This is a genomic window from Variovorax sp. MHTC-1 (genome assembly GCF_003984645.1).
Lineage (GTDB): Bacteria > Pseudomonadota > Gammaproteobacteria > Burkholderiales > Burkholderiaceae_C > Variovorax.
Window position 1 is genome coordinate 179,819 of sequence record NZ_RWKI01000002.1, and the last position, 26,678, is coordinate 206,496.

24 protein-coding genes are annotated in these 26,678 nt (G+C 68.3%); 5 read left to right on the forward strand and 19 right to left on the reverse strand.

Annotated elements, in window-relative coordinates; genetic code table 11:
• Positions 1–7 precede the first annotated feature (7 nt).
• Together EJI01_RS04190 and gtdA are read right to left on the reverse strand one after the other, a co-directional pair.
• Entirely contained in the window at positions 8–712 is a 705-nt protein-coding gene (locus EJI01_RS04190) for a fumarylacetoacetate hydrolase family protein (RefSeq protein WP_126835861.1), read from the reverse strand.
• 65 nt (positions 713–777) lie between these two features.
• Complete coding sequence (gene gtdA / locus EJI01_RS04195) at positions 778–1,857, reverse strand: gentisate 1,2-dioxygenase (protein WP_409513926.1); 1,080 nt, start codon at positions 1,855–1,857, stop codon at positions 778–780.
• 116 nt (positions 1,858–1,973) lie between these two features.
• Between gtdA and EJI01_RS04200 the strand changes: the two genes are divergently transcribed.
• The 4 genes from EJI01_RS04200 (at position 1,974) to EJI01_RS04215 (ending at position 10,883) form a co-directional block, all read left to right on the forward strand.
• The gene (locus EJI01_RS04200) at positions 1,974–2,888 is read left to right on the forward strand and encodes a LysR family transcriptional regulator (protein WP_126835863.1); all 915 of its coding nucleotides are present in this window, start codon (positions 1,974–1,976) and stop codon (positions 2,886–2,888) included.
• A 44-nt stretch (positions 2,889–2,932) separates the two neighbouring features.
• Positions 2,933–3,382: an acyl-CoA thioesterase gene (locus EJI01_RS04205; protein WP_126835864.1), complete on the forward strand. Its 450-nt coding sequence runs from the start codon at positions 2,933–2,935 to the stop codon at positions 3,380–3,382.
• 329 nt (positions 3,383–3,711) lie between these two features.
• Positions 3,712–8,637, forward strand: a complete 4,926-nt coding sequence (locus EJI01_RS04210; protein WP_260602318.1) for a HAMP domain-containing protein — start codon at positions 3,712–3,714, stop codon at positions 8,635–8,637.
• Positions 8,622–10,883, forward strand: coding sequence for a response regulator (locus tag EJI01_RS04215; protein ID WP_185878809.1), 2,262 nt, complete (start codon positions 8,622–8,624; stop codon positions 10,881–10,883). Before EJI01_RS04210 ends, EJI01_RS04215 begins: the two co-directional genes overlap by 16 nt.
• Here the strand turns inward: EJI01_RS04215 and EJI01_RS04220 are convergent.
• The 7 genes from EJI01_RS04220 to EJI01_RS04250 form a co-directional block, all read right to left on the reverse strand.
• Complete coding sequence (locus tag EJI01_RS04220) at positions 10,817–11,503, reverse strand: hypothetical protein (RefSeq protein WP_126835867.1); 687 nt, start codon at positions 11,501–11,503, stop codon at positions 10,817–10,819. The genes EJI01_RS04215 and EJI01_RS04220 overlap by 67 nt on opposite strands.
• Positions 11,500–11,862: a response regulator gene (locus tag EJI01_RS04225; protein ID WP_126835868.1), complete on the reverse strand. Its 363-nt coding sequence runs from the start codon at positions 11,860–11,862 to the stop codon at positions 11,500–11,502. Before EJI01_RS04225 ends, EJI01_RS04220 begins: the two co-directional genes overlap by 4 nt.
• A 92-nt stretch (positions 11,863–11,954) precedes the next feature.
• Positions 11,955–13,235: a fumarylacetoacetase gene (gene fahA / locus EJI01_RS04230; RefSeq protein WP_126835869.1), complete on the reverse strand. Its 1,281-nt coding sequence runs from the start codon at positions 13,233–13,235 to the stop codon at positions 11,955–11,957.
• Entirely contained in the window at positions 13,232–14,551 is a 1,320-nt protein-coding gene (gene hmgA / locus EJI01_RS04235; RefSeq protein WP_126835870.1) for a homogentisate 1,2-dioxygenase, read from the reverse strand. The genes fahA and hmgA overlap by 4 nt, the downstream gene beginning before the upstream one ends.
• Positions 14,548–14,757, reverse strand: coding sequence for a DUF2783 domain-containing protein (locus tag EJI01_RS04240; RefSeq protein WP_126835871.1), 210 nt, complete (start codon positions 14,755–14,757; stop codon positions 14,548–14,550). The genes hmgA and EJI01_RS04240 overlap by 4 nt, the downstream gene beginning before the upstream one ends.
• A 10-nt stretch (positions 14,758–14,767) precedes the next feature.
• The gene (locus tag EJI01_RS04245) at positions 14,768–16,402 is read right to left on the reverse strand and encodes an FAD-dependent oxidoreductase (RefSeq protein ID WP_126835872.1); all 1,635 of its coding nucleotides are present in this window, start codon (positions 16,400–16,402) and stop codon (positions 14,768–14,770) included.
• Between the two features lie 4 nt (positions 16,403–16,406).
• Positions 16,407–17,366, reverse strand: coding sequence for an MBL fold metallo-hydrolase (locus EJI01_RS04250; protein WP_126835873.1), 960 nt, complete (start codon positions 17,364–17,366; stop codon positions 16,407–16,409).
• 121 nt (positions 17,367–17,487) lie between these two features.
• On the opposite strand from EJI01_RS04250, the gene EJI01_RS04255 reads away from it, so the two are divergent.
• Entirely contained in the window at positions 17,488–18,333 is an 846-nt protein-coding gene (locus EJI01_RS04255) for an IclR family transcriptional regulator (protein ID WP_126835874.1), read from the forward strand.
• On the opposite strand, the gene EJI01_RS04260 is transcribed toward EJI01_RS04255, so the two are convergent.
• The 10 genes from EJI01_RS04260 to tsaB form a co-directional block, all read right to left on the reverse strand.
• The gene (locus EJI01_RS04260) at positions 18,320–18,565 is read right to left on the reverse strand and encodes a GlsB/YeaQ/YmgE family stress response membrane protein (RefSeq protein WP_126835875.1); all 246 of its coding nucleotides are present in this window, start codon (positions 18,563–18,565) and stop codon (positions 18,320–18,322) included. The two genes, EJI01_RS04255 and EJI01_RS04260, sit on opposite strands and share 14 nt — an antisense overlap.
• Positions 18,566–18,642: 77 nt before the next feature.
• Positions 18,643–19,167: a GFA family protein gene (locus EJI01_RS04265; RefSeq protein WP_126835876.1), complete on the reverse strand. Its 525-nt coding sequence runs from the start codon at positions 19,165–19,167 to the stop codon at positions 18,643–18,645.
• A gap of 50 nt (positions 19,168–19,217) precedes the next feature.
• Positions 19,218–19,670: a YiiD C-terminal domain-containing protein gene (locus EJI01_RS04270; protein ID WP_126835877.1), complete on the reverse strand. Its 453-nt coding sequence runs from the start codon at positions 19,668–19,670 to the stop codon at positions 19,218–19,220.
• The gene (locus tag EJI01_RS04275) at positions 19,667–20,014 is read right to left on the reverse strand and encodes a GFA family protein (RefSeq protein ID WP_126835878.1); all 348 of its coding nucleotides are present in this window, start codon (positions 20,012–20,014) and stop codon (positions 19,667–19,669) included. The genes EJI01_RS04270 and EJI01_RS04275 overlap by 4 nt, the downstream gene beginning before the upstream one ends.
• 265 nt (positions 20,015–20,279) lie before the next feature.
• Positions 20,280–21,746, reverse strand: coding sequence for a DUF1501 domain-containing protein (locus tag EJI01_RS04280; RefSeq protein WP_126835879.1), 1,467 nt, complete (start codon positions 21,744–21,746; stop codon positions 20,280–20,282).
• 11 nt (positions 21,747–21,757) lie between these two features.
• A complete protein-coding gene (locus tag EJI01_RS04285; RefSeq protein WP_126835880.1) occupies positions 21,758–23,590 on the reverse strand; it encodes a DUF1800 family protein in 1,833 nt (610 codons plus the stop codon).
• A gap of 186 nt (positions 23,591–23,776) precedes the next feature.
• Positions 23,777–24,601, reverse strand: a complete 825-nt coding sequence (gene pyrF, locus EJI01_RS04290) for an orotidine-5'-phosphate decarboxylase (protein ID WP_126835881.1) — start codon at positions 24,599–24,601, stop codon at positions 23,777–23,779.
• Between the two features lie 39 nt (positions 24,602–24,640).
• A complete protein-coding gene (locus tag EJI01_RS04295) occupies positions 24,641–25,420 on the reverse strand; it encodes a uracil-DNA glycosylase family protein (protein ID WP_260602320.1) in 780 nt (259 codons plus the stop codon).
• Entirely contained in the window at positions 25,402–25,977 is a 576-nt protein-coding gene (locus EJI01_RS04300; RefSeq protein WP_126835883.1) for a GNAT family N-acetyltransferase, read from the reverse strand. The genes EJI01_RS04295 and EJI01_RS04300 overlap by 19 nt, the downstream gene beginning before the upstream one ends.
• Positions 25,974–26,678 carry a tRNA (adenosine(37)-N6)-threonylcarbamoyltransferase complex dimerization subunit type 1 TsaB gene (gene tsaB / locus EJI01_RS04305; RefSeq protein WP_409513927.1) on the reverse strand — a complete coding sequence of 235 codons (705 nt, stop codon included), beginning with the start codon at positions 26,676–26,678 and terminating at the stop codon, positions 25,974–25,976. The genes EJI01_RS04300 and tsaB overlap by 4 nt, the downstream gene beginning before the upstream one ends.

Genomic DNA, 26,678 nt, shown 5'->3' on the forward strand with positions numbered 1-26,678 from the left:
GCCGGACTCAGTCGATGCGAACCGCAATCGGCTCGAGGCCATCGATGCGCACTTGCATCGTCTGCCCGCGCTGCACCGCGCCCACGCCTTCCGGTGTGCCGGTGAAGATCAGGTCGCCCGGTTGGAGCGCGAACAAGGTCGAGAGGTTCGCGATGACTTCGTTCACCGACCAGATCAGGTTGCGGATGTCGCTCTTCTGGCGCGTCTCGCCGTTCACTTCGAGCGTGATCGCGCCGGCCGTGATCTCGCCGGCTTCCTCGCGACGGCGCACCACGCCGACCGGCGCCGAGAAGTCGAAGGCCTTGCCGATTTCCCAGGGCCGGCCCTGCTCGCGCATCTTCATCTGCAGGTCGCGGCGCGTCATGTCGAGACCGACCGCATAGCCGTAGATGTGCGCAGCCGCGTCCTCGACCGCGATGTCGCGGCCGCCCTCGCCGATCAGCACCACGAGCTCGGCTTCATAGTGGTAGTTGGCGGTCTGGCCCGGATAGGGAATGCCCACGGTCCGGCCCCCAGGCACCGGCACGATCGACGCGTCGTCGTTCGGCTTGCAGAAGAAGAAGGGCGGCTCGCGGTCGGGATCGAAGCCCATCTCTCGCGCATGCGCTGCGTAGTTGCGGCCCACGCAGTAGACGCGTCGCACCGGGAACAGGTCGGTCGAGCCGGCGATGGGAAGGCCGACGACGGCGGGGGGCGTGAGAACGAAGGACATGAAGGCTCCTGCCGCTGTGCGGCGCAGATGGATCGAGAAAAAGAAGGCTGCCGGGGCAGCGCGAGTCAGGCGTTGTCTAGAAAGGCTTCGCGCAGGACGCCCATCGCCTGTTGCACGGGGCGGTCGGAGAAACTGAACAGCACCACCTCGTCGGCGGCGGAAAAGCGCAGCGGCGCCCACGAGGGCACGACGAAGGTGTCGCGCGGACCAAAGTCGAAGCGCTGGCCGCCGATCTCGGCCGTGCCGCGGCCCTCCACCACACTGTAGACCGTGCCGTCGGTCGCACGGTGCGTCTTGCCGGCAAAACCCTCGGGCAGCAGCTGGAGGTGGGTTCCGATGGTCGGCATCGGCGAGCCGCCGGTCAGCGGGTTGATGTAGCGCAGCTTGTGGCCCAGCCAGGCATCGGGCGCTTCCTGCTTCTGCAACTGCGCCAGCGCCTCGCGGCTGCGCGCATAGGGGTAGTTGAAGATCGGCGATGTGGGCGTGCTGTGGTCGTGGCGCACCGGCACCATGTTGTGGCCGAAGCGCGCCAGGCTGTGGCCCTCGGGCCGCGCGACATGCTGCACCTTGGCGTCGTCGTTCTCGGCGAAGCCGGCATCGAAGAAGCGCAGCATCGGAATGTCGAGCCCGTCGAGCCACACCACCGGCTCGGCCGCGCCTTCGATGCCCTCGTTGCCGTGGTCATGCCAGGCCCACGAAGGCGTGATGATGAAGTCCCCCGGGTACATGGTGGTGCGCTCGCCGCCCACCGTGGTGTAGGCGCCCTTGCCGTCGACGATGAAGCGCAGCGCCGACTGCACGTGCCGGTGCGACGGTGCGACCTCGCCCGGCATGATGAGCTGCAGGCCGGCATAGAGCGATTGCGTGATCGACGAGCGGCCCGGGATCGCGGGGTTCTCCAGCACCAGCACGCGGCGCACCGCCTCTTCGGCCGTGATCAGCGCGGCCGATTCCATTAGGAGCGGACGAATCTCGCCGTAGCGCCAGAGCGCGGGCACGCATGGCGTCTGCGGTTCGCGCGGCACCAGCGCATGCAGCGATTCCCACAACGGCGTGAGGTGCAGCGGACGGATGCGCTCGTAGTAGGCGCGGCGCTCGGCGGCGTCGCGGCGCGCGGGCTGGGGGGCGGTGCTCATTTGCGGCATGTCTCCGGGGGAATGACCTCATTGTTCGCCCCCACCACTATTTGTTCAAGACGCACAGCCAATACCTGGAATCCGATTTTTCGATAATGGCCGCTGCATCCCACCCGAGGAATTCCATGTCCAAGCTCGATCTCGAATGGCTCGCGGTCTTCGACGAGATCTACAAGACCGGCAGCGTCTCGAAGGCGGCCGAGCGCCTCGACATGGCGCAGGCCGCGGCCAGCACCATGCTCAACAAGCTGCGCGCGCACTTCGACGACCGGCTGTTCGCGCGCACCGCGCAGGGCATGCAGCCCACGCCCTACGCGCAGCGCATGCTCCCCCATGTGCGCGAGGCGCTCGCGCAGCTCGAGCAGGCGCGCGGCAGCCGCGCAAGCTTCGACCCTGCCGCGGCGCGGCGCACCTTCCGCATCTGCATGACCGACATCAGCGAGGTGGTTCTGCTGCCCGGCCTGCTCGACCACCTGCGCCGCACGGCGCCCGGCGTGCACATCGAGACCGAGATCATCTCGACCGCGAGCGGCCGGCGGCTGGAGGACGGCGAGGTCGATCTGGCAGTGGGCTTCATGCCGCAGCTCGACGCCGGCTTCTACCAGCAGACGCTCTTCATGCAGAACTTCGTCTGCCTCGCGGCGCAGAACCATCCACGCATCGGCGAGCTGCTCACGCGCAGGCGCTTCGAGGCCGAGGCGCATGCGGTGATCTCTTCCTCCGGCACCGGTCACGCGATCGTCGACAAGACCATCGCCCGCCTGGGCCTCGCGCGCAACGTCGTGGTGCGGCTGTCGAGCTTTCTCAGCGTGGCACGCATCGTCGCCCACACCGAGCTGATCGTGATCGTGCCGCGCATCCTCGGCGAGGTGCTGGTCACGCAGGAGCCGGTGAAGCTGCTGGAGCTGCCTTTCGAGCTGCCGTCCTATGCCGTCAAGCAGCACTGGCACGAGCGCTTTCACGCCGATGCGGGCAGCGCCTGGCTTCGGCGCACGGTGGCCCAACTTTTCGGCACCCGAACCGGCCCGGCGCTTACATAATCGCCGCGGGCGCCCCACGAATTCAACTCCTCGCCCAGGCAATCATGAGCTCGATCACCCTGCGCTTCCTGGCTGAACCCAGCACCGTCAATTTCGGCGGCAAGGTTCACGGCGGCACCGTCATGAAGTGGATCGACGAAGCCGGCTACGCCTGCGCGACCAGCTGGTCCAAACGCTACTGCGTGACGGTGTTCATCGGCAGCATCCGCTTCCACCGGCCGATCATGATCGGCGACCTGGTCGAGGTCGAGGCGCGGCTCGCCTACACCGGCAGCAGCAGCATGAACATCTCGGTCGAGGTGCGCAGCGGCGACATGAAGGGCGGCGAGATGCAGAAGACCACCGAATGCCTGGTCGTCTTCGTCTCGGTCGATTCGCACGGCCGGCCGCTGCCGGTCGACACCTACACGCCGGAAACGCCGGGCGAGATGGCGCTCGCGGAGCGTGCACGCACACACCTCGAGGCTTCGCGCGCCGCTTCGGGCGGCGGCTAGGAGTCTGGGCGGCAGAGACCGTCGAAGCGAAACGCGCGCAAAACGAGGACAGCGTGGTGATGCCGGCAAACCCATAGCCGCGCTATGGGCGCAGACAGCAGCAGCGCCGCGATGGACCGTTTTCTCGCGTGTTGCAGCCGACGGGCTTCTGCCGCCCAGACTCCTAGGGCAAGCGCTCCGGCTGCCCGCGCCGCAGAGGGCGCTCCCTGGCTACACTGCGGCGTGCCGAGGCACGCCGCTTTCGTCTAAGGCACTTTTTTTCCTCACTCCGACAGGGGCAAGAGATGAACGTTCTGGACAAATCCGTGGCGACCAGCTCAGTGGACGAAATGGCAACGCTTCTGGATGCGCTGACCCGGTTTCGCAAGGGCGATGACAAGGTCCGGCTACCCGCACACTGGACCGGGCTTTCCGGCAAGGTCGCCGACGTCTTCAACGACCTGGTGGAGCAGAACGCCGCGCTGGCCGCCGAGCTGGTGCGCCTGCGCCAGGTGGTCGGCAAGGAAGGCAAGCTCAAGCAGCGCGCGGTGCTCGCCGAAAGGCGCGGCTTCTGGGGCGAGTCGGTCGAATGCGTCAACGCGCTGATCGACGACCTGGTCCACCCGACCACCGAGGTCGCGCGCGTGATCGGCGCCGTGGCGCAGGGCGACCTGTCGAAGAGCATGGCGCTGGAAGTCGATGGGCGCGAGCTGGAAGGCGAGTTTCTCCGCACGGCCAAGACCATCAACAAGATGGTCGAGCAGCTCGGCAACTTCTCGGCCGAGGTCACGCGCGTGGCGCGCGAGGTCGGCACCGAGGGCAAGCTCGGCGGCCAGGCCAAGGTAAAAGGCGTGGCCGGCACCTGGAAGGACCTGACCGATTCCGTCAATTCCATGGCCGGCAACCTGACCGACCAGGTGCGCAACATCGCCGACGTGACCACGGCGGTGGCCAAGGGCGACCTGTCGAAGAAGATCGATGTCGACGTCAAGGGCGAGTTCCTGACCCTGAAGAACACGATCAACACCATGGTCGACCAGCTGCGCTCCTTCGCATCCGAGGTGACGCGGGTGGCGCGAGAGGTCGGTACCGAAGGATCCCTGGGCGGCCAGGCGCGGGTCGAAGGCGTGTCGGGCACCTGGAAGGACCTGACCGACTCGGTGAACTCGATGGCCGGCAACCTGACCAGCCAGGTGCGCAACATCGCCGACGTGACCAAGGCGGTGGCCGCCGGCGACCTCTCCAAGAAGATCACGGTCGACGTAAAGGGCGAGATCCTCGAGCTCAAGAACACGGTCAACACCATGGTCGACCAGCTGCGCTCCTTCGCGGCCGAGGTCACGCGCGTGGCGCGCGAAGTGGGCACCGAGGGCAAGCTCGGCGGCCAGGCCGACGTGCAGGGCGTGGCCGGCACCTGGAAGGACCTGACCGAGTCGGTCAACTTCATGGCCGGCAACCTGACCTCCCAGGTGCGCAACATCGCCGACGTGACCAAGGCGGTGGCGGCCGGCGATCTTTCCAAGAAGATCACGGTGGACGTGAAGGGCGAGATCTCCGAGCTGAAGAACACTGTCAACACCATGGTCGACCAGTTGCGTTCCTTCGCCGCCGAGGTGACGCGGGTGGCGCTGGAGGTCGGCACCGAGGGCATCCTGGGCGGCCAGGCCGACGTGCAGGGCGTGGCCGGCACCTGGAAGGACCTGACGGACTCGGTCAACCTGATGGCCTCGAACCTGACCAGCCAGGTGCGCAATATCGCCGACGTGACCAAGGCGGTGGCCGCCGGCGACCTCTCCAAGAAGATCACGGTCGACGTGAAGGGCGAGATCCTGGAGCTGAAGGCCACCATCAACACGATGGTGGACCAGCTTTCGTCCTTTGCCGCGGAAGTGACGCGGGTGGCGCGCGAGGTCGGTACCGAAGGCCGGCTCGGCGGCCAGGCCCAGGTGCGCGACGTCTCGGGGACCTGGAAGGACCTCACGGACAACGTCAACTCCATGGCCGGCAACCTGACCGGGCAGGTGCGCGGCATCGCGAAGGTGGTGACGGCGGTGGCCAACGGCGACCTGCAGCAGAAGCTGACGGTCGAGGCCAAGGGCGAGATCGCGGCGCTGGCCGAAACCATCAACAGCATGACCGACACGCTCGCCACCTTTGCCGACCAGGTGACGACCGTCGCGCGCGAGGTCGGCGTCGAAGGCAAGCTGGGCGGCCAGGCAAAAGTGCCCGGGGCCGCCGGCACCTGGAAGGGCCTGACCGAGAACGTGAACCAGCTCGCCGCCAACCTGACGACCCAGGTGCGCGCCATCGCGGAGGTGGCCACGGCCGTGACGCAGGGCGACCTGACCCGCTCCATCACCGTGAAGGCCCAGGGCGAAGTCGCGGCGCTGAAGGACACGATCAACGAGATGATCCGCAACCTGAAGGACACGACGCAGAAGAACACCGAGCAGGACTGGCTCAAGACCAACCTCGCCAAGTTCAGCCGCATGCTCCAGGGCCAGAAGGACCTGCTCACGGTGGGGCAGCTGATCCTGTCCGAGCTGGCGCCGGTGGTGGGTGCGCAGCAGGCGGAGTTCTATGTGCTGAGCACCGCCACCGCCACGCCGAAGCTGAAGCTCTTTGCCAGCTATGCCTCCGGCGGCCAGACCTCGCACGGCAAGGAGCTCGAACTGGGCCAGGGCCTCGTCGGCCAGTGCGCGGTCGAGAAGTCGAAGATCCTCCTGACCAACGTGCCGAGCACCGCGTTCCGCATCGTCACGGGCCTGTCCGAAGGCGCGGCCATGGACGTGATCGTGCTGCCGGTGATCTTCGAGGGCGAGGTGCGGGGCGTGCTGGAGCTGGCGTCGCTGGAGCGCTTCAACCCGGCGCACCAGGCCTTCCTGGACCAGTTGACCGAGTCGATCGGCATCGTGATCAACACCATCGCCGCCAACATGCGCACCGAGGACCTGCTGACCCAGTCGCAGTCGCTGGCGGAGGAGCTGCAGAACCGCCAGCTCGAGCTTCAGCAGACCAACGAGGCGCTGCAGGAAAAGGCGCGGCTCCTGGTGCACCAGAACCAGGAGGTCGAGCGCAAGAACCAGGAGGTGGAGCAGGCACGCCAGGCGCTGGAGGAAAAGGCGGAGCAGCTCGCGCTCACCTCCAAGTACAAGTCCGAGTTCCTGGCCAACATGTCGCACGAGCTGCGCACGCCGCTCAACAGCCTGCTGATCCTGTCGGACCAACTGTGCAAGAACAGCGATGGCAACCTGACGGCCAAGCAGGTGGAGTTCGCGAAGACCATCCACCTCTCGGGCAACGACCTGCTGATGCTGATCAACGACATCCTGGACCTGTCCAAGATCGAATCCGGAACGGTCGCGGTGGAGGTCAGCGAGCTGCGGCTGGACGACCTGCAGCGCTCGGTCGAGCGCAGCTTCCGCCACGTCGCCGAGGCCAAGCACGTCGGCTTCCACATCCAGGCATCGGGGCCGCTGCCCGGCACGATCGTGACCGATGCCAAGCGCCTGCAGCAGATCATCAAGAACCTGCTGTCGAATGCGTTCAAGTTCACGCACCAGGGTTCGGTCGCACTGACGGTCGAGGTCGCGGACAGCGGCTGGTCGCGCGACAACGAGGAGCTCAACCGGGCCGGCCAGGTCATGGCATTCGCCGTGTCCGATACCGGCATCGGCATTTCCGCCGACAAGCAGCAGATCGTGTTCGAGGCCTTCCAGCAGGCGGACGGTTCGACGTCGAGAAAATACGGCGGCACCGGCCTCGGCCTCGCGATCAGCCGCGAGCTCGCGCGCCTTCTGGGCGGCGAGATCCGCCTGGTGAGCACGCCCGCGCAAGGCAGCACCTTCACGCTGTACCTGCCGCAGAACTACGGCTCGTCGCGCGGCGCCCGGCTCAACCGCACGGCCGCGGCGGGGTCCGATCCTTCCCGCCGAGCCCCCGCGCGCAACCGGGCGGCGGAACTGCGGCCCGGTTCGGAGAAGCCGGCGCGGCGCATCGTTGCCGCCGGGGCCAAGCCGGTCCCGGCCGCCGAACGCGGCGATGCAGCCGACATGCTGCCGTCGCTCAACGTCGCCGATGACGACCGCGACAGCATTCTTTCCGGAGACAAGGTGCTGCTGATCGTCGAGAACGACCTCGCCTTCTCGAAGATGCTGCTGCAGGCCGGGCGTAAAAGCGGCTTCAAGGGACTGGTCAGTCCCAGCGGCGCCGGCGCACTGGCGCTCGCGCGCGACTACCGCCCGGGTCTCATCACGCTCGACATCTTCCTGCCCGACATGGAAGGCTGGCGCATCCTCGAACGCCTGAAGGCCGACCTCGCCACGCGGCACATCCCGGTCTGCGTGGTCTCGACGGACGACTCGAGGGAGCGGGCCCTGAACTCCGGCGCCGTCGGCTTTCTCGCCAAGCCGCTGCAATCGATCGACGAGATCGACGCAGCGCTCGGGCACCTCTACGGCTTCGTTCAGGCGGACGCCAGGAAGCTGGTCGTCGCCATGCGCCCCTCCTCCCTGCGCGAGCGCTACCTCGCGACGCTGGCCGACAGCCGGATCGACACCGTGGTCGCGGAGACGGCCGAGGCGGCCAGGGCCGAACTGGCGCGCAACGACGTGGACTGCCTCGTGACCGACGGCACGCTGGCCGGCTTCGGCCGCGCGGATACGGCCGAGTTTGCCGAAGCCCGTCCGGCGACGCGGCAATTGCCGATCGTCCTGTACAGCGCGGCCTCGGGCGGCCGCGTGCCGGGATGGGAGCCCGGCCACAGCGGCTCGGCGATGCGCGTCGCCGATTCGCTGGAGCGACTGATCGACGCGACGGCCTTCTTCCTGCACCGGGGCCTGGCTTCGATGTCCCAGCAGGAGCGAAGAGCGGTCGAAGCGGTCAACGCCGGCGCCGGCACGCTGGCTGGCAAGAAGGTGCTGATCGTCGACGACGACATGCGCAACATCTTTGCGCTGGCGACCATCCTAGACGCCCAGGGGATGGTCATCGTGTCGGCGGAAAACGGCCGCGACGCGATCCGGCTGGTGCAGGAGGACGCCGGCATTGACATCGTCCTCATGGACATCATGATGCCGGAGATGGACGGCATGCAGACGATGCGCGAGCTGCGCCGCCTGCCGCGCGGCAAGCAGCTGCCGCTGGTCGCCGTGACGGCGAAGGCCATGAAGGGCGACCGCGAGAAATGCATCGAGGCGGGGGCCTGGGACTACCTGTCGAAGCCGGTGGACACGGCCTATCTCCTGGCCGTGCTGCGGGGGTGGCTGTGCAAATAGACGAGCCGCCTGGGCCATCCGACGAACGTGGGCCCGACGGGCTGCCCTTCGACGAGAAGGCCGACATCCTGGTCGTCGACGATCTGCCCGAGAAGCTGCTGGTCTTCCGCACCGTGCTCGAGGACCTGGGCCAGAACCTGGTGCTGGTGCGCTCCGGCACCGATGCGCTGCGGGAGATCCTGCAGCGCGAGTTCGCGGTCATCCTGCTCGACGTCAACATGCCAGGCATGGACGGCTTCGAGACGGCGACGCTGATCCGCCAGCATCGGCGAAGCGCCCATACGCCGATCATCTTCATCACCTCCTATGCCGACGAGATGCAGACCGCGCGCGGCTACTCGCTCGGGGCGGTGGACTACATCCTTTCGCCGGTGGTGCCAGAGATCCTGCGCAGCAAGGTGAGCGTCTTCGTCTCGCTGTACCTGATGCGGCGCCAGGTCCGGCGCCAGGCCGATGCGCGGGCCGCGGTGATGGCGGCACAGGCGGCCCGCCGCGTCGCGGAGGAGAACGACAGGCGCTCCGCATTCCTCGCCCATGCCAGCCGTGCGCTCAGCGGATCGCTGGAGATCACGGCTGCGATGAATCAGCTGGTCGAACTGCTGGTGCCAGCCCTGGCGCCGCTCGCCGTGCTGCTGCTGATCGACCCCGAGCTCGGCGCGGGCGAGGTGCTTGCCGCGGCCGAGCGGCCGGGCCACGCGAGACTTCAATGGTCGGCCGCCGTCGAATCGGCACTCGACCCGGGCATCCGGGCTGCGCTGCGGGCTGCGGCAAACGGCAGGCGGCGAACCACCATGACGGAAGAAGCGCTGCAGCCGCTCACGGCCGCATCGTTCGGCCTCGCTCCGGCGGGCGCCGAGTTCCCGCTGCTGCGCTCGGCCGCGGTCGTGCCGATGGTCTTCGGGGAACGTGTGCTGGGCGCGGTTCTGGTCGCGTCCGCGAATCCGGACGACCGGATCGCCGGCGCCGAAGCCGGGATGCTCGACGAGCTGGCGTCCCGCGCCGCGACGGCCTTCGAGAACGCGCGCCTCTACCGCATCCTGCAGCGCGAAATCCTCGAGCGGCAGGCGGCGCAGGAAGAGCTGCAGCAGGCCAACCAGCGCAAGGACGAATTCCTCGCAATGATGTCGCACGAGCTGCGCAATCCGCTGGCGCCCATCCATACCGCCGTCGAGGTGATCCGCCGCGTCGCCGCGCCGCAGCCCCGGGTCACGTGGGCGCTCGACATCGCCGACCGGCAGCTGCGGCAGATGACGCGCCTGATCGAGGAGCTGCTCGATGTCGCCCGCATCAGCCAGGGCAAGATCGTCCTGAAGCGCGAGACGATGGATCTCAATACCGTGATCGGCCAGGGCGTGGAAACGGTGCAGCCCTTCATCGACAGCCGTCGCCAGGTGCTGAGCGTCGCGATACCCGAAGAGCCGGCATGGCTTCTGGGCGACGTGGCCAGACTCACGCAGGTGATCGCCAACCTGCTGCACAACGCCTCCAAGTACAGCCCGGAGGGAACCGCCATTGCGCTCGCTTGCTGGTTCGAGGAAGACGACATCGTCGTCTCGGTGCGCGACCAGGGCATCGGCATCGACGAGGAGCTGCTGACGCGCATCTTCGACCTGTTCGCGCAAGGCAAGCGCGGCCTCGACCGCGCCCAGGGCGGGCTGGGCGTCGGCCTGACGCTGGCACGGCGACTGACGGAGATGCACGGCGGCCAGATCGAGGTATTCAGCGAAGGGCGCGACCGGGGTTCCGAGTTCAAGATCCGCTTGCCGCGCGTCGCGGCCGTGCCCGAAGCGGGGCAGAACGCGGCCGCGGTCCTTTCAGCGCCTCGCCTTGAGCCGCAGCGCGTCCTGATCGTCGACGACAACTGCGACGCGGCCGCGGGCATCGCGGCGGTTTTCGAGCTCGAAGGGCACCAGGTTCGCACTGCGGGCGATGGCGAGGAAGCGCTCGCGATCGTCGCGGCATACCGGCCCGGCATCGTCGTGCTGGACATCGGGCTGCCGCTGCTCGACGGCTACGAGGTCGCGCGCCGGATGCGAAGAATGCCCGAGGCCGCAGAAGCGCTGCTGATCGCGCTGACCGGCTACGGCCAGAACGAGGACCGCCAGGCCGCGCTGGGCGCCGGCTTCGATCACCACTTCGTCAAGCCCGCGGAGCCGAATGCGCTCCTGGCCTGCATCCGTCAGTGGTTGTTCGAGCGGCGCGCCAGCGAAAGGCGCACCGTATCACCGTCCAGCGCCACGAAGTAGCCCAGGTCTTCGGCCAGCAGCTGCAGCGCGACCCCATCGATCGCCAGCTTGCGCGGCGCCCGGTGCGGATCCGCAGGCTCCGTGGGGTCCGACGCTCCGCGCGTCCCCTGGAAACGCACGACATCGCCACCTTCGGGCTCGATGCGCACCGCGCTGAGTTTCGGTGCGCCGTCGTGCAGATAGCTCAGGGCACCGAGGAACATGTAGCGCAGCGCGGCGCCGGCCGGAAAGCGCTGCTCGTCCTCGTCGGGCGCCAGTCCCTCGCCGATGTGGAGCCGGATGCCGTTCAGTTCGAAGGCGGCGCGCATCAGTCCTGTGCACTGGGCCACGAGCGCGCTGCGGGTGACGCCCTCGTCGGTGACGGCCAGCTCCCAGTCGCGCAGCGAACGCACCCCGGTCGCCAGCGCGCCGACCTGGCTTTCCACCAGCGCCACCCTTTCCTCCCAGGCGGCCGAGTCGGCAGGCTTCACCGTTGCCAGGCGCTTGAACATCAGCATGGCCATCCGGATCACCGACACGGGCGAAGCCAGATCGTGGCGCAGCGCCGGGAAGACGCGTGTGAGCAGTTCGTGGCGCACGCCGGCAGCCATCCAACTTCGGGCTCCGGGTGTGGCCTTCATCGTGCAGCAGGCGGCGCCAAGATGCGATCCAGATCTTCGAAGTCGATCGGCTTCTGCAGATGATGGTCGAACAGGCCCGGCGCGGTCGTGCCGCCGGGCTCGTCGGCGCCGTAGCCCGAGATCGCGATCAGCAGCAGCGGCTTGTTGCCCGCCTGGTCACGCATGCGCCGCGCCAGTTCGGCGCCGGGGAGATCGGGCAGCACCAGATCGACCAGTGCCGCATCGAAGGCTGTCTCGGCCGCCGCGTCGATCGCCTGTTGCGCGGTGTAGCTGCAATGCGCCGCATGGTCCTGCAGCGCCAGCAGTTCCCGCAGCAGATCGGCCGCGGCCTGGTTGTCGTCGACGATCAGCACGTTCACAGCAAATACCCCCGGAAACGGCTTGCAGTATCGAGGGCGGCCGCGGAACCCGGCGTAGGAGCGTGCCTCGTCCGAACCGAGGCCGTGGACGCTCAGGCGCCGGCCGCTTCGACCGTCGCGCTGACTTCGCCCAGCCCGATGCGCACCGCGCCTTCGCGCTCGCAGAAGCCGCGCAAGGAGAGCGTGTCGCCGTCTTCGAGGAAGCTGCGGCGCTCGCCGTTGGGAAGCAGGATCGGCTCCTTGCCGCCCAGCGTGAGCTCGAGCAGCGAGCCGGCCTCGTCGGGCTTCGGACCCGAAAGCGTGCCCGAACCGAGCAGGTCGCCCGGCTGCAGGTTGCAGCCGTTCACCGTGTGGTGCGTGACGAGCTGCGCGGCGGTCCAATAGGCGGCTTCTTTCGCGTTGCCGCGCGTGAGACGCACGGCGCCCTCGCCGGCTGCGCGCATCTTCGCGGTTTGCAGCCAGACCTCGAGCGTGATGTCGAGCGCACCGCCTTCGCGGTTGGCGGGCGCATCGAGGTAGGGCATCGGCTGCGGATCGCCGGCCGGACGCTCGAAGGCGGCGCGGAAGGGCGCGAGCGCCTCCATCGTCACGATCCAGGGCGAGAGCGTGCTGGCGAAGTTCTTCGACAGGAAGGGCCCGAGCGGCTGGTACTCCCAGGCCTGGATGTCGCGCGCCGACCAGTCGTTGAGCAGGGTGACGCCGAACAGGTGCGCTTCCGCCTCGCCGATGGCGATCGGCTCGCCGAGCGCATTGCCCTGGCCGACCAGGAAACCGAGTTCGAGCTCGTAGTCGAGCCGCTTCGAAGGACCGAAGGACGGCGTTGCGGCATCGGGCGCCTTGGTCTGGCCTTGCGGACGCTTGAAGCGCTGGCCGCTGACGCCGATCGACGAGGCGCGGCCGTGGTAGCCGATGGGCACCCACTGGTAGTTGGGCAGGAGCGGTTGGTCGGGGCGGAACAGGCTGCCGACCGTGCGCGCGTGATGGATGCCGGTGTAGAAGTCGGTGTAGTCGCCGATGCGGCAGGGCACCGTCATCTCGACGGCCGACTGGGCCAGCAGGGCCTTGGCCCACTCGCCGGCCTGCTCGCTGCCTTCGGCCAGGCCGGCGGAGATCGCGGTACGCAGGGCCTGGCGTTCCGTCGGGCTCTTCGCCATCACCACGTTCATGTCGTCCGTATGGACCAGGCCGGTCGCCTTCAGGTCCAGCACCTGGTCGCCGATCGCGACGCCGATGCGGAAAGGCTCTCCGCTGCCGGCGGGCCGGAAGCGGCCGAACGGAAGGTTCTGGATCGGAAAGTCGCAGGCAGCCTGGTTGGCCGAAGCGACCCAGCTACGCAGCGCCGGGTCGTGGGTGGCGTTCAGTGCGTTGTTCATGGCTTGAATTGGTCCTTGAGGCCGGCCCAGCAGTCGGCGTAATCGGTGTCCAGCGCCGGGCTCTGCAGCGCCCAGGCGGTGGGGATGAAGCGCAAGCGGCTCTCGAACATGAAGGCCAGCGTGTTGTCCAGCTTCTGCGGCTTGAGGTCGGCGTGGCTGGCCTTCTCGAAGGCTTCCTCGTCGGGGCCGTGCGGCACCATCGCGTTGTGCAGGCTGGCGCCGCCCGGCTTGAAGCCTCCGGGCTTGGCGTCGTACTCGCCGTAGACCAGGCCCATGAACTCGCTCATCAGGTTGCGGTGGTACCAGGGCGGACGGAAGGTGTCTTCCATCACCAGCCAGCGCGGCGGGAAGATCACGAAGTCGCAGTTGGCGGTGCCGGGCGTGTCCGAGGGCGATGTAAGCACGGTGAAGATCGACGGGTCCGGATGGTCGAAGCTGATCGAGCCGATGGTCATGAAGTTGGCCGTGTCGTACTTCACCGGCGCCAGGTTGCCGTGCCAGGCGACGACGTTGAAGGGCGACTGCTTCGTCGGCGCGCGCCAGAAGCGGCCGGCGAACTTCTTGACGATCTCGTAGCCGCCGGCCTCGCTCTCGAAGGCGGCGACCGGCGCCTGGAAGTCGCGCGCGTTGGCCAGGCCGTTGGAACCGATCGGGCCGAGCTCGGGCAGGCGGAACTGGGCGCCGTAGTTTTCGCAGACATAGCCGCGCGAGGGCCCCGCGCCGGCCTCCGAATCCGGCAGCGCGACCTTGAACGCGACGCCGCGCGGCAGCAGCGCGATCTCGCCGGGCTTCACATCCAGCACGCCCATCTCGGTGGTGATCACGAGGCGGCCCTGTTGCGGCACCAGCAGCATCTCGCCGTCGGCGTTGACGAAGGCGCGGCGCTCCATCGAACGGCTCGCGAGGTAAACGTGCGCGGCGACGCCGCTGTGCGCCTCGGCATCGCCGTTGGCCGCCAGGGTGTGGATGCCGTCGACGAAATCGACGTCGGCATCGTCGAGCGGGATCGGATGCCAGCGCAGCGGCTCGGGCGCCAGCGCGATGCTGCGGTCGGCGCCGGTCTGCCAGTGCGGCTGCGCGTAGGCCTGGTAGCGGCCGGAGACCACCGAGGGCTGGCGCCGGTACATCCAGCTGCGCCGGTTCTCGTGGCGCGGGGCGGTGAAGGCGGTGCCCGAGATCAGCTCGGGGTAGAGGTCGAAGGGCGCGCGCTGCGGGCTGTTGCGGCCCTGCGGCAGGGCGCCGGCGACGGCCTCGGTCGCGTATTCGTTGCCGAAGCCGCTCTGGTAGCGGCGCTCGGCGGTGGAGTGATTCGTCATGGTGTGCTCTTGCTTTCGTTGGATCGGGCAGCGACCGCGAGCGCGCGCCGCAGTACGGCCAGCGAGCCGATGTGGTTGGCCAGCACCAGCACCAGTCGCGCATTGAACGCGTGGCTTTCCTCGATCGACAGGCCTTCGTGCGCCTCGAGCAGCGCTTCGTAGAAATCGTCGGGCGACTCGAGGTTGGGGGTGGTGATCAGTTCCATGGTTTTTTCATCATGCCTTGGCCAGCGCGCGATCGAAGGCGGCGCGCAGCGCCTGCGCGCTCGGCTGGCGCCAGCGTGCGCACACATGCTGGTCGGGACGCAGCAGGTAGACGGTGCCCGGGCGCGCGTCGTAGCGCTCCGCGGCCAGATCGGCTTCGCCGGCGGCTGCGATGCGCAGCACGTGCAGCGGGAGGTCGGCTTCCGCAATGGCCTGCAGACCGCGCTCGGCGGCTTCGCCCTCGCCGAAGACCAGCGCGGTGAAGCGGGTCGGCAGCTCGCGCAGCAGCCAGCCGCTAGTGCCGTCGGCACGCACGATGGGCGCATCGGCCGCCGGTGCGCCGGGGACCATGCGGCCGCCGAAGACATCCGCATCGGGCGTATTGAGCGGCGAGCCGTGCAAGGTGGTCGGCACCGAGAGCCGCCCGCTGTTGACCAGCGAGCGCGCGAAAGGCTGGTCCTTGGACAGCTCGAGCACGGCATCGCGGAACAGCCGGCTCGTCTCGCTCTTCGGCGTGATGAAGTCGGTGGCGCGCGTGGAGTTGCGGATGTTCTCGTCGGCCGCGAACTCGCGCTCGCTGCCGTAGCTGTCGAGCAGCGCATCGGGCGCCTCGCGCTTCAGCACGGCGGCCAGCTTCCAGGCCAGGTTGTCGGCGTCCTGCACGCCCGAGTTGGCGCCGCGCGCGCCGAAGGGCGACACGCCGTGCGCCGAATCGCCGGCGAACAGCACGCGGCCCTGGCGGAAGCGTTCCATGCGCTGGCAGGCGAAGGTGTAGACGCTGGCCCAGCCGATGCTGAACTGCACGCTGCGAAAACCGATGCTGTCGAGCAGCGCGCGCACGCGCGGATTGATCTTCTCAGGCTTGCGCTCCTCCACCGGATCGGCGTCCCAGCCGAGCTGGAAGTCGACGCGCCACATGCTGTCGGCCTGCTTGTGCAGCAGCACGCTCTGATTCGGATGGAAGGTCGGATCGAACCAGAAGCGGCGCTCGGTCGGCAGATCGGCATCCATCGCGATGTCGGCGATCAGGAAGCGGTCGCGGAACACGCGGCCCTTGGTCTCCTGGCCGAGCAGCTGCCGCAGGTTGGAGCGCGAGCCGTCGCACGCCGCCACGTAGTCGGCCGCGATCGTGTAGTCGCCCTCGGGCGTCTCGACGGTCAGGAGCGCATGGTCGGCCTGCTGCTCGATGCCGACCACCTTGTTGTTCCAGCGCAGGTCGACCAGCGGCAGCTGCGCGGCGCGTTCCGCGAGGTAGCCTTCGACGTAGTACTGCTGCAGGTTGATGAAGGCCGGGCGCTCGTGGCCGGCCTCGGGCAGCAGGTCGAAGCGGTAGACCTGCTCGTCCTTGAAGAACACCTTGCCGACCTTCCACGAGACGCCCTTGGCCACCATGCGGTCGCCGCAGCCGAGGCGATCGAAGATTTCCAGCGTGCGCTTGGCGAAGCAGATGGCGCGCGAGCCGGTCGAGAGCGTGCAGTCGTTGTCGAGCAGCACCACCGGCACTTGCTGCTGTGCGAGATCGACGGCGAGTGCGAGGCCCACGGGGCCGGCGCCGACCACCACCACCGGATGGCGGACCGGGGTCGCGGCATCCTGGTCCGGGTGGTGCCTGTAGTCGAAGCGCAGGGACTGGTAGTCGACCGCCATGGCTTCAGCCTTCCAGCGCTTTCCACATCTCTATGTCGCGCTCTGCAGTCCAGACGCGCGGATCGGCGTGGCCCGAGGCCTCGTCGTAGGCGCGGCTCACGTCAAAAGGCATGCAGTGGTCGAAGATGACCCACTGGCTGTACTTGGGCTTGAGCTTGGCGTAGGTGTCCTTGTAGACCGTGTTCAGGTCGCGGCCGGCCTTCACGCCTTCCTGCACGCTCTGGTAGACGTCGGCGACGAAGCTTCGCGTGCCGGCCAGGCCCTTGGCCACCTCTTCCGGCGTGGTGAGCGCAGCGCCGCGGCCGGGCACCAGGGCCTTCGGCTCGAGCGCGGCGATGTTGTCCAGGGTCTTCGGCCAATCCTGGAAGTAGGCGTCGCCGGCATAGGGCGTGGCGTCGAACTCGACCAGGTCGCCCGACAGCAGCGTGCGCTCCTCTGGCAACCAGACCACGGTGTCGCCCTTGGTGTGGCCGCGGCCGAGCTGGATCAGCTGCACTTCGAGCTTGCCCAGCCACAGCGTCATCTTGCCGGTGAAGGTCATGGTGGGCCAGGTCAGGCCGGGCGGCACCGTTTCGACGTTCTGGAAGAGGCGCGGGAAGCGGCCGATCTCGCTCGCCTTGTCCTCCTCGCCGCGCTCGACGATCAGGTCGCGCGTGTCCTGGCTGGCGATGATGTGCTCGGGCTTGTAGCCGGCCGCGCCCAGCACGCGCACCGCGTGGTAGTGCGTGAGCACGACGTACTTGATGGGCTTGTCGGTCACTTCGCGGATGCGGCGCACCACGTCGGCGGCCATCGCGGGCGTGGCCTGGGTATCGGCCACCAGCACGCAGTCTTCGCCGATCACGATGCCCGTGTTCGGGTCGCCCTCGGCCGTGTAGGCCCAGGCATGCTCGGAAATCTGGCTGAAGGTGATCTTCTTTTCTTCGAGGTCGGCCTGGCTGGCGAAAACCTTGGTCTGGCTCATCGGGGTCTCCTTGGTGATTTGTCTAACACGAATGAATTCGCAGGGAACGAATGAGGCGGAGTGTAGTCCGGAGATCAGTTAATGTCTAATGCCTTCTACATGAACGAACAAAGAGACGGATATGGCCGCTGACGGCAACGACCGCGCACAACGCGGCATCCAGAGCATCGAAGTGGGCGGCCAGTTGCTGCGCGCCCTGGTGCACCATGGCCGGCCGATGGCGCTGAAAGACCTCGCGCGCGAGGCCGAGATGTCGCCCGCCAAGGCGCACCCCTACATGGTCAGCTTCGGCCGCCTCGGACTGATCGAACAGGACCGCAGCAGCGGTCACTATCTGCTCGGCCCGCTGGCTTTGCAACTGGGGTTGATCAGCCTGCAGCAGGCCGATCCGGTCCATATCGCGACGCCGCTGATCGCCGAGCTCGCTCAGCAGATCGGTCACACCGCCGCCATCGCGGTGTGGGGCGACCGCGGCGCCACCATCGTGCGCGTGGCCGAGTCGCCGGCGGCTTTGCATGTGAGCATGCGGCACGGCACGGTGTTCTCGTTGACCAGCACCGCCTCGGGCCGCCTCTTCGCCGCCTACCTCGACGCCGCAGTGGTCAAGCGCCTGCTCGACAAGGAGCGCAAGCGGGAAAGAAGCAGCACCGCGCCGGCGCCGCACGTGGGCATGCCGCCACCGCCGCCGCTGCCGGATTGGAACGCCTTCGAGGCGCAGCTGCACGAGGTGCGCGAGCGCGGCATCAGCCGCTCCGAAGGCGAAATCGTGCCGGGCGTGAGCGCGATGTCCGCGCCGGTGTTCGACCACACCGGCGCGATCGCGCTGGCGATCACCGCGATCGGGCCAGCCGGCGTTTTCGATGCGAAATGGGACGGGCCCGTCGCCCGCGCGCTGAAGCAGTGCGCGGGCGAGGTGTCGCAGCGGCTCGGCGCCGCACGCGCCTCCGTGGCGCCTAGGCCCGCTTGAGAAGGCGGACGATCAGCAGAAGCACGATCGCCCCGATGGTGGCGACGACGATGCTGCCCACCAAGCCGCCGCCGAGCGAAACGCCGGCCGAGCTGAAAAGAAGGCCGCCGAGAAAGGCGCCGATCACGCCGACGACCAAGTCGCCGACGAGGCCGAAGCCACCCCCTTTGACCAGCACGCCGGCCAGCCAGCCCGCCACGAGGCCAACGACAAGAAACAGCAAAAGGCTCATTTTTTACTCCCTGATTGAACTACAAGGGCGGCGGCGCCGCCCGCGCGCAGGGTATCAGCGGGCGCCGGACCTGGCAATCAAGCGGCCGTCGGCCCGGCGGGCGGGCGCGAGGCCTTCAGCGCCCTGGCACGTTCCAGGCTTTCGGCCGGCCAGTGCTCGGCGCGGCTGTAATACTCGGCCACGGCCGGCGTGCCCGGCGGCAACAGCACCCAGGGCTGCTTCGACATCGTGAAGATGTGGATGTCGGGCGGCAGGTGGTCCGGCGCATCGAGCGTGCCCACGCGCACGAAGCACACGGCATCGCCGGCACCCGCGTAGTGGCTCCACAACGCGACGCGGCAGTGCGGGCAGCGCGCCACCTTCTCGCCCCTGCCGCTGAAGGACGGCGTGAGCACGAGATCGATCTCGCCCTGCAGCAGTTGCACGCGATCCGCCTCGATCAGCGCGTTGAGCGCGAAGGCGGTGCCGGTCTCGCGCTGGCACCAGCGGCAATGGCAGCAGTGCACGAACAGCGGCCGCGTCGTCATGCGGTAGCGAACGGCGCGGCAGGTGCAGCCGCCTTCGAGCGGGAAGGGGTGGGGGTCGTTCGGGATGGCGCTCATGGTGCGCCGTACTTTCGCGCGGCCGCGCGCGAAACGCAAACGCGGCGTTCTCAGGTTGCGGTCGCCCCAAGCGCCACGAACTCGCCCTCGAGGCGCCCCACCGTTCGGCCCCCTTGCGCCAGCACGGCCGCAACGGCGATGCGAGCCCGCCCCTTGCGGTCGAGCATGCGAAGAAAGCTCGGCCAGGCCTGCGGCTGGGCGATGTGCGAGCTTGCTGTGAATTCGCCCGTGATCGGCAGTTCGTAGTCCATGCTGTTGCGCTGGATGACCAGACGGCTCGAGACGCCAGCGCGCTGAAGCCGCGTGTGCAGCAGCGACCAGGCCGCCAGGATGGCGATGGCCGAGGCGCTGCCGCCGAACACGGTCTCGCGGTGGTTGATGTTGGGCGCCAGCGGTGCGCTCAGCACGACGCTGTCTTCATGCAACGCGAGCACCGCCACCTGCATCGCCTTCGACAACGGAATGTGCGCGTGCAGATAGTCCTGCAGCTCGCCGGGACTCACCGCGAACGCCCGTCGAAATGCGTCACCAGCACCGAGTCGAGCTCGATGCCCTCGATGCAGCGGATGTTGATCGCCGACATCTTGTTGCCCTTGGGATCGCTGCCCTCCGCAAAGGGATGGATGCCGCAGGCGGGACAGAAGTGGTGCTCGAGCACATGCTTGTTGAACAGGTAGGTCCCCATGTCCTCGCGCGGCGTGAGCAGCGTGAAGCTGTCGCGCGGCACGAACCACAGCAGCGAGCCCTTGCGCTGGCACATCGAACAATTGCACGCCATCGCATTCTTGATCTCGCCCTCGGCCTCGAACGCAATCCGGCCGCAATGGCAGCTGCCTCTGTATTTCATCGGAGTCTCCGTTGAAAGCACGGCCCCACAGTATGCAGCGCCGCAGTTCGTGTGCGCTCACAAGAACCCGCCCGGCGAAGCCAGGGCCGTTCGGGAACACCGCGGAACCGGCTTTGCCGGGCCGCTGGTGTTGCCCCCGGCGAGGGCTGAAGGCCGCGGCTCCAAGCCCGCCTGCGCAGGCTTGGACGGCCTGAAGGGCCAAGGCCTCCGTGCCGCGGCACGTTTGGCGGCCACACGAAGTGGGCACGCCTGGGGGAGAGCTCAACTACGCCATGAAGCCCACGTTTTTCGGGTAGTCGATGCCGTTGAAGTTGCCGCCGAAGTTCTTGAGATTCGGCAGGATGCTCTCCAGGTTGCCCGCCGGCACGCCGAACCAGCTCGCCAGCGTGGCGCCGTACTGGTCGACCGAGGTGGTGGGAATCAACCGGCCCTGCCCCACGTGGCCTTCATAGCCGGCCAGCTTCGAGTCGTTGTTGATGCTGACCACCTGCGGCGTGCCATAGATCTGCTTGCCCTTCACCGCGCCGCCGACGATGAAATGGTGGCCGCCCCAGCCGTGGTCGGAGCCGTCGCCGTTGGAGGCCAGCGTGCGGCCGAAGTCGGAGGCAGTGAAGGCCGTGACCTTGTCGGCCATGCCCTGCGCGACCATCTGCCGGTAGAACGCGGCCATCGCGTCGCTCAACTGCTTCATCAGGCCGGGCTGGTTGGCGATCAGGTTGTCGTGCAGGTCGAAGCCGCCCATCGAGACGAAGAACACCTGCCGCTTGGCGCCCAGCGTGCTGCGACCGCGGATCAGGCGCGCGACCATCTTGAGCTGGTTGCCCAGGCCGGTGGCCGGGAAGGTGCCGGCAGCGAAGTCCGTGCCGATGGCCGAAGTGACCGAACCCTCGGCCTCGACCGCTCGCTTGGTGACCTTGTTGTATTCGTTCTCCAGCACATGGCCGCGCGCCTGCTGCACGAGCTGCGCCATCGCGGCCTTGACCGAGCTCGAGCCGTAGACGCTGGCGTTCTTCACGCTGTTGATGCCGACCGCACCGCCCGTGCTCAGCTGGTACTGCAGCGCGGTATCGCCCGAGAGGAACACCGCGTTGCCCGACACCGACATGCAGGTGAAGAGCGAGTTGCTGTTCTGCGTGAGCATCAGGTCGCCGATGTTGCCGCCCCAGCCGACGGTCGAGCCTTCGGGCGAGGACGACTGCCAGGTCGACTGCTGGTCGTTGTGCGAGAACAGTTTCGGCGGCTGCGGATAGAGCTTCTTGTTGCTGTTGTTGTACTGGGCGCGCGTGAGCGGCACCACCAGGGGTCCCACGTTGAGCTGCACCGCCATTTTGGCGTCGGTGTTGAACAGCGAGGCCAGCTCGGTCATCGCCGGGTGCAGCGCGTACTGGCGTCCGTCGGGCAGGGCCGTGGTGGGCGCGAGCAGAGTCGGCGTCAGTTCGGCCTTGCCGATCGCCACGCCCCCCGCTGCTTGGCCCGCGGCGCCGCCGCGAATCGTGCTGTAGGCGTTGTAGCTCGGGTCGTCGTAGGTGACGACTGTGTTCGCATAGTCGTTGCCGCCGAACAGGAAGACGCAGACCAGCGCCTTGTAGTCGTCGCCGGCCGACTGCGCGGCGGCCTCGCCCATTGCGGCCAGGTTGAGCGCGAAGGGCAGTGCGGTGCCCGCCATGGCGAGCTGGCCCGAGCGGCGCAGAAAGGCGCGGCGGGTGTGGGCCGCAGGATCGATCAGGTACATCGCGCGCTTCCTTATTTCTGGATCAGGTAGTCCGGCGAGGCCATCACCAGCAGCACCGCGGCATAGACGCGGTTGTTCTTGACGCTGTCGCTGCTGGTTGCGGTGACGGTCGGCGTGGCGAGCGCGTTGACGATCAGAGACTGCGAACTGCCCGAGAGCTGGTTGCCGGTCAGAAGCAGGTTCAGCCGCCGCACCAGCGCGGCCGGGTCGAGCACCAGCGCCTTCTCGGCCGCGTAGCTCGCGATCACGTCCTTGCTGCTGAAGCCGTTGGGAAGCACGTTCTGCATGAAGTTGAGGTAGCCGCCCACGCTGGTTTCGTTGACCAGCTGAAACTCGGGCGCGACCAGCTTCGCGCTGGCGATCGCGGTCGAAGGCGGCACGTAGCCGGGCCGGAAGAAATTGAAGACCGAAGGCGAGCGCAGCGGACTCTGGCCCAGCGAACTGAAGGGATCGGAGCGGTCGCCGATGTTCCAGGTGCCCAGCGCTGAGGTGACGCCGAAGGTGCGGCCCCATTGCACGAGGCGCAGCATCGGTTCGCGCAGATGGCCGAAGTTCGGATCGGCGAGGCCGGCCGGGCTGCGCGCCTCGTTGTCGAGCAGCACGGCGGCGAGCACGCTCTTCATGTCGCCGCGCACGCCGGCGCCGTTGTTGGCGAATACATCCGAGACGCGCTTCACATAAGCCGGGCTCGGGTTGCTGGTCACGAGGCGCTGGATCAGCTGCTTGCCGATGAAGGGGCCGACGTTCGGGTGGTTGAACAGCGTGTCGAGCGCGATCTTGAGCGCGGCCTTGCCCTCGGTGTTGGCCGGCACGGTGGCGCCGAGGAACCTGGCTTCGAGCATCGAGTGCCTGGATGCCGTGAGCGCCATCGGCCGCCTGGTCCAGGCGTTGCTCTCGATGGTGTAGCTGGCGCCGGGTGGCGTGAAGGTATTGCGCTCGGCGGCGGGGATGTCGAGGTCGTAGCCGGTGAACACGCGCGCCAGATTGGTCACGTCATCCTGCGTGTAGCTGTCCAGCGGCGCGCCGTCGGCACCGAGCCTGACCGTGCCGTCGGCGTTGAGCTGGTAGAGCCCGATGGTCATGAGCTGCATGACCTCGCGCGCGTAGTTCTCGTCCGGCTGGCGGCCCTGCGCGTTCTCCTTCTGGTTGCCGCGCGTGTTGAGGTAGTAGCCCATCGCCGGGTTGAGCGTCACATCCTCCAGCAGCTTGCGGAAGTTGCCGGTGACGCCGGCGACCAGCATGTCCCAGTACTGGGCCATCATGTGGTGCGGCCAGCTGGAGCCGATGCCGTTGGCCGAGACCACGAAGATCTCGGTGAATGCCAGCGCCATGCGCTTGCGCATGCCGTCCGGCGCGGTCATGAGCTGGCTCCAGATCATGTCGTCGGTGTCGACGGTGTTGTATGGCTTGCTCGCGATCCAGTCCCAGCCCGTCTGCGTGGGCGGCCGGTCCACCTGCTCGCCGAGCCAGGGCAGGTAGCCCTTGGAGCGCACTTCGGCGATCTCGGCCTCGGAAGCCGAGAACTGCGCCTGCAGCAGGAAGCGGGCGGCCTCGTCGTCGCTCTTGGCCTGCGTGTAGATGTAGGTCTGCCCGGTCGGCGTACTGGCCAGGGGCGTCAGCGAGCCGGCCTGGGCCTCGCCGCCGCCCATCCCGGCGAAACTGCTGCCGCCCCCTCCGCCGCCGCCACCGCCGCATGCGGCGAGCGCCGCTGCGGCAGCCAGCGCGGCTGCCCGGGGCAGGGGATTGTTGTGCGCCGCCGGCGCCTCGGGGGCCGCGTGCGTTTCGGACGCGCGCAGCATCTCGTCGGTCGCCTCGGAGCGACCGGTCGCAATATCTTCCACCATGAGTTCCTCGCTCCTCGGCGCGCTTGCGCCGTTCTTCTCCAGGCAAGTGCCATGCCCGACTTACGCCAGGCTGCGAGGACTCTAAAGGCGGTAGAAAGGCGCCGACTACGACAACAATTGTTCTGAAATGTGACTTTTTCCGTCACTCCGATACAACCGCGCCTTGCCGGCGACGCGAAAAGTCGCTCAGAGCTTGGCTTTTTCGAGGCTGTCGCGGGTGCGGATCGCCTCGCGCCGGGCGGCTTCGGCGAAGTCGGGGCCGGCCGAGGCGTAGCAGATGGCGCGCGACGAACTGACCACGATCGGCGCATCGGCGCGCCAGCCGGCACGCACGGTGGCGACCGCGTCGCCGCCCTGGGCGCCGATGCCGGGAATCAGCAGCGGAACGGTGGGCGCCAGCGCGCGCACGCGCTCGATCTCGGCCGGATAGGTGGCCCCGACGACGAGGCCGAGCTGGCCGTTCAGATTCCAAGGCCCCTGGACGAGTCTTGCAACGTGTTCATACAAAAAAGGTTCTCCTTCCAGGCCCGCGAGCCGCTGGCCCTGCAGGTCGGCGCCGCCCGGGTTGCTGGTGCGGCACAGCAGGAAGGCGCCCTTGCCGTGATGGCGCAGGTAGGGCTCGACCGAATCGAAGCCCATGAAAGGCGACAGCGTGACGGCATCGGCGCCGTAGCGCTCGAAGGCTTCGCGCGCGTACTGCTCGGCCGTCGAGCCGATGTCGCCGCGCTTGGCATCGAGGATCACCGGCACTTGCGGCGCGTTGCGGCGCATGTGCTCCATGAGTTGTTCGAGCTGGGCCTCGGCACGGTGGGCCGAGAAGTAGGCGATCTGCGGCTTGAAGGCGATCGCCAGGTCGGCAGTGGCATCGACGATGCGCGCACAGAAGTCGTAGATCTTGCCGGCGTCGCCCTTCAGATGGATGGGGAATTTCGCGGGTTCGGGGTCGAGGCCCACGCACAGCAGCGAGCCATTTTGGCGCTCGGCGGCGCGCAGCTTGTCCAGGAAGATCATGGGGCGGAATTCTAGGGTCCTCCGCCGCCTCCGCAGCGCTCAGCCCGAGCGCAGCAGTTGCTCGGCCGCCAGGCACAAGTCGGCCCAGGCGCGCGCCTTGTCGGCCGGATTGCGCAGCAGGTAGGCCGGGTGGTAGGTCGCGACGACCGCGACATCCTCCAGATCCGGGATGGCCAGCCGCAGCGCGCGGCCGCGCAGCTTGCCGAGCGGCTCGCCGCTTTGCAGCAGGCTCTGCGCCGCCAGCGGGCCCATCGCGAGGACCACCCGCGGCGCCAGCGCGGCGGCGGACGTCGCGAAGGCCTCGGCGATCGGGCCCGGGCTGCCCGGCTGGCCCGCGGCCACGCCGCGGTGCGTGCGCATCAGGTGCACGGGCGTCGCTGCGCCATGCAGTTGCAGCGCGCGCAGCATGTTGTCGAAAAGCCGGCCGGCATCGCCCGCGAAGGGTTCGCCGTGGCGCCCGTCGAGCTCGGGCGGCATGTCGGCGACGATCAGCCAGCCGCCTTGCACGTCCTTCTCTTCATTGCCGTAGAGACGATGCGGCGCATCGATCAGCACGGTCGCACCATGGGACGATGCGGTAGGCGGACGGGCCGCGGCGGGCACCGGCGCAATGGCGCGGGCCGGCTGCGGCGCAGGCAGCGTGCGCGGCAGCGCCGGCACGGCTTCGGCCTCGACGCGGACAGCCACCACGGCCGCCACCTCGACAGCCTCGGCCGGCGCCTCTACCGGCCACCAGACCTTGACGCCCATCTCGTCGAGCATCGCGCGCTGCCGCGCGTCGAGATTCAGCGTGCCGGCGCTCATTTCAATGCACCCCATGCGCTGGTCGATTCGTTGAGCAGCAGGCTCATTACCACCGCATCCTCGCGTGCGTTGCCCTCTGCCGGGTAGTAGCCCTTGCGCACGCCCACGCGGCGAAATCCCTGGCGTTCGTAGATGGCGAGCGCGCGCAGGTTGCTGGCGCGCACTTCGAGCCAAAGCCACTGCGCGTTCTGGCCGCGCGACCAGCCGGCCAGCGCCTCGAGCATCAGCGGTGCCCAGCCCTGGCCCTGAAAGGCCGGCGCGACCGTGAGATTGAGCAGATGGACTTCGTCGACGCCTTTCATCGCCACGAAGTAGCCGATGACAATTTCGTCGCCGGTCCGCGCCGCCGGCCGTCCCCAAAGCGCGCGCGGCCCGCCCGCGGGCGGCGGCAGCGCGAGCGGCGCCACCAGGCACTGGCAGTGGTAGCCGGCGGCCAGCGAGTCGCTGAAGTTGGCCGGCGTCCAGGGATGGGTGAAGGCGGTCTTCTCGATCGCGCAGACAGCCGGAATCCGCTCGAGCGTGATCGGTTCGAGACGGGCTTCACGCGGCGGTTGCTGCAGGACTGCACTCATGATGACGAATCGGTGGTTGCCGCCTTGAGGGCTGCACGCTCTTCAGTGGTCTGCGCCACTTTATCGCGAACATAGAGCGGCCAGGCCTCTGCGGGGGCGACGGTGCGGCCGGCTGCAAGCAATTCGGGCACCAGGCGCAGCATCGCGGCCGCGGTGGGCAGCACCTCGTGGCGCGCCGCGGCGACCGGCAGGCGCTCGCCATAGGCCGCGAAGGCATTGCCGGCCAGCGCCCAGCCGGGCGGCACCTCGACCTCCTCGGGTGCCAGCAGTACCGCTTCGCCGGCAGGCGCCGCTGCACTCCCCAATTCATAGCGCGCGGCATACACCTGGTCCATGCGGGCATCGAGCACGGCGACCACGCGCATGGCGCCGAAACGGTGATGCGCCTCCTCTGCCACGGCCTGCAGCGTGTCGATCGGCAGCAGCCGCAGGCCCGCGCCGAAGCCCAGGCCCTGCGCCACTGAGCAGGCGGTGCGCAGGCCGGTGAAGGAACCGGGTCCGCGCCCGAACGCGATCGCATCGAGCTCGGCCAGCGCGAGGCCGGCTTCGGCCAGCAGTTGCTGGATCAGCGGGATCAGCGTGGTCGAGGATTGCGCGCCGCCGGCGCCGCTGTGCTCGAGCAGCCGGTCGCCCCGGCGCACCGCGACCGACAGCACCTCGGTGCTGGTGTCGAAGGCCAGGAGCTTGAGCTCTGTCGCCAC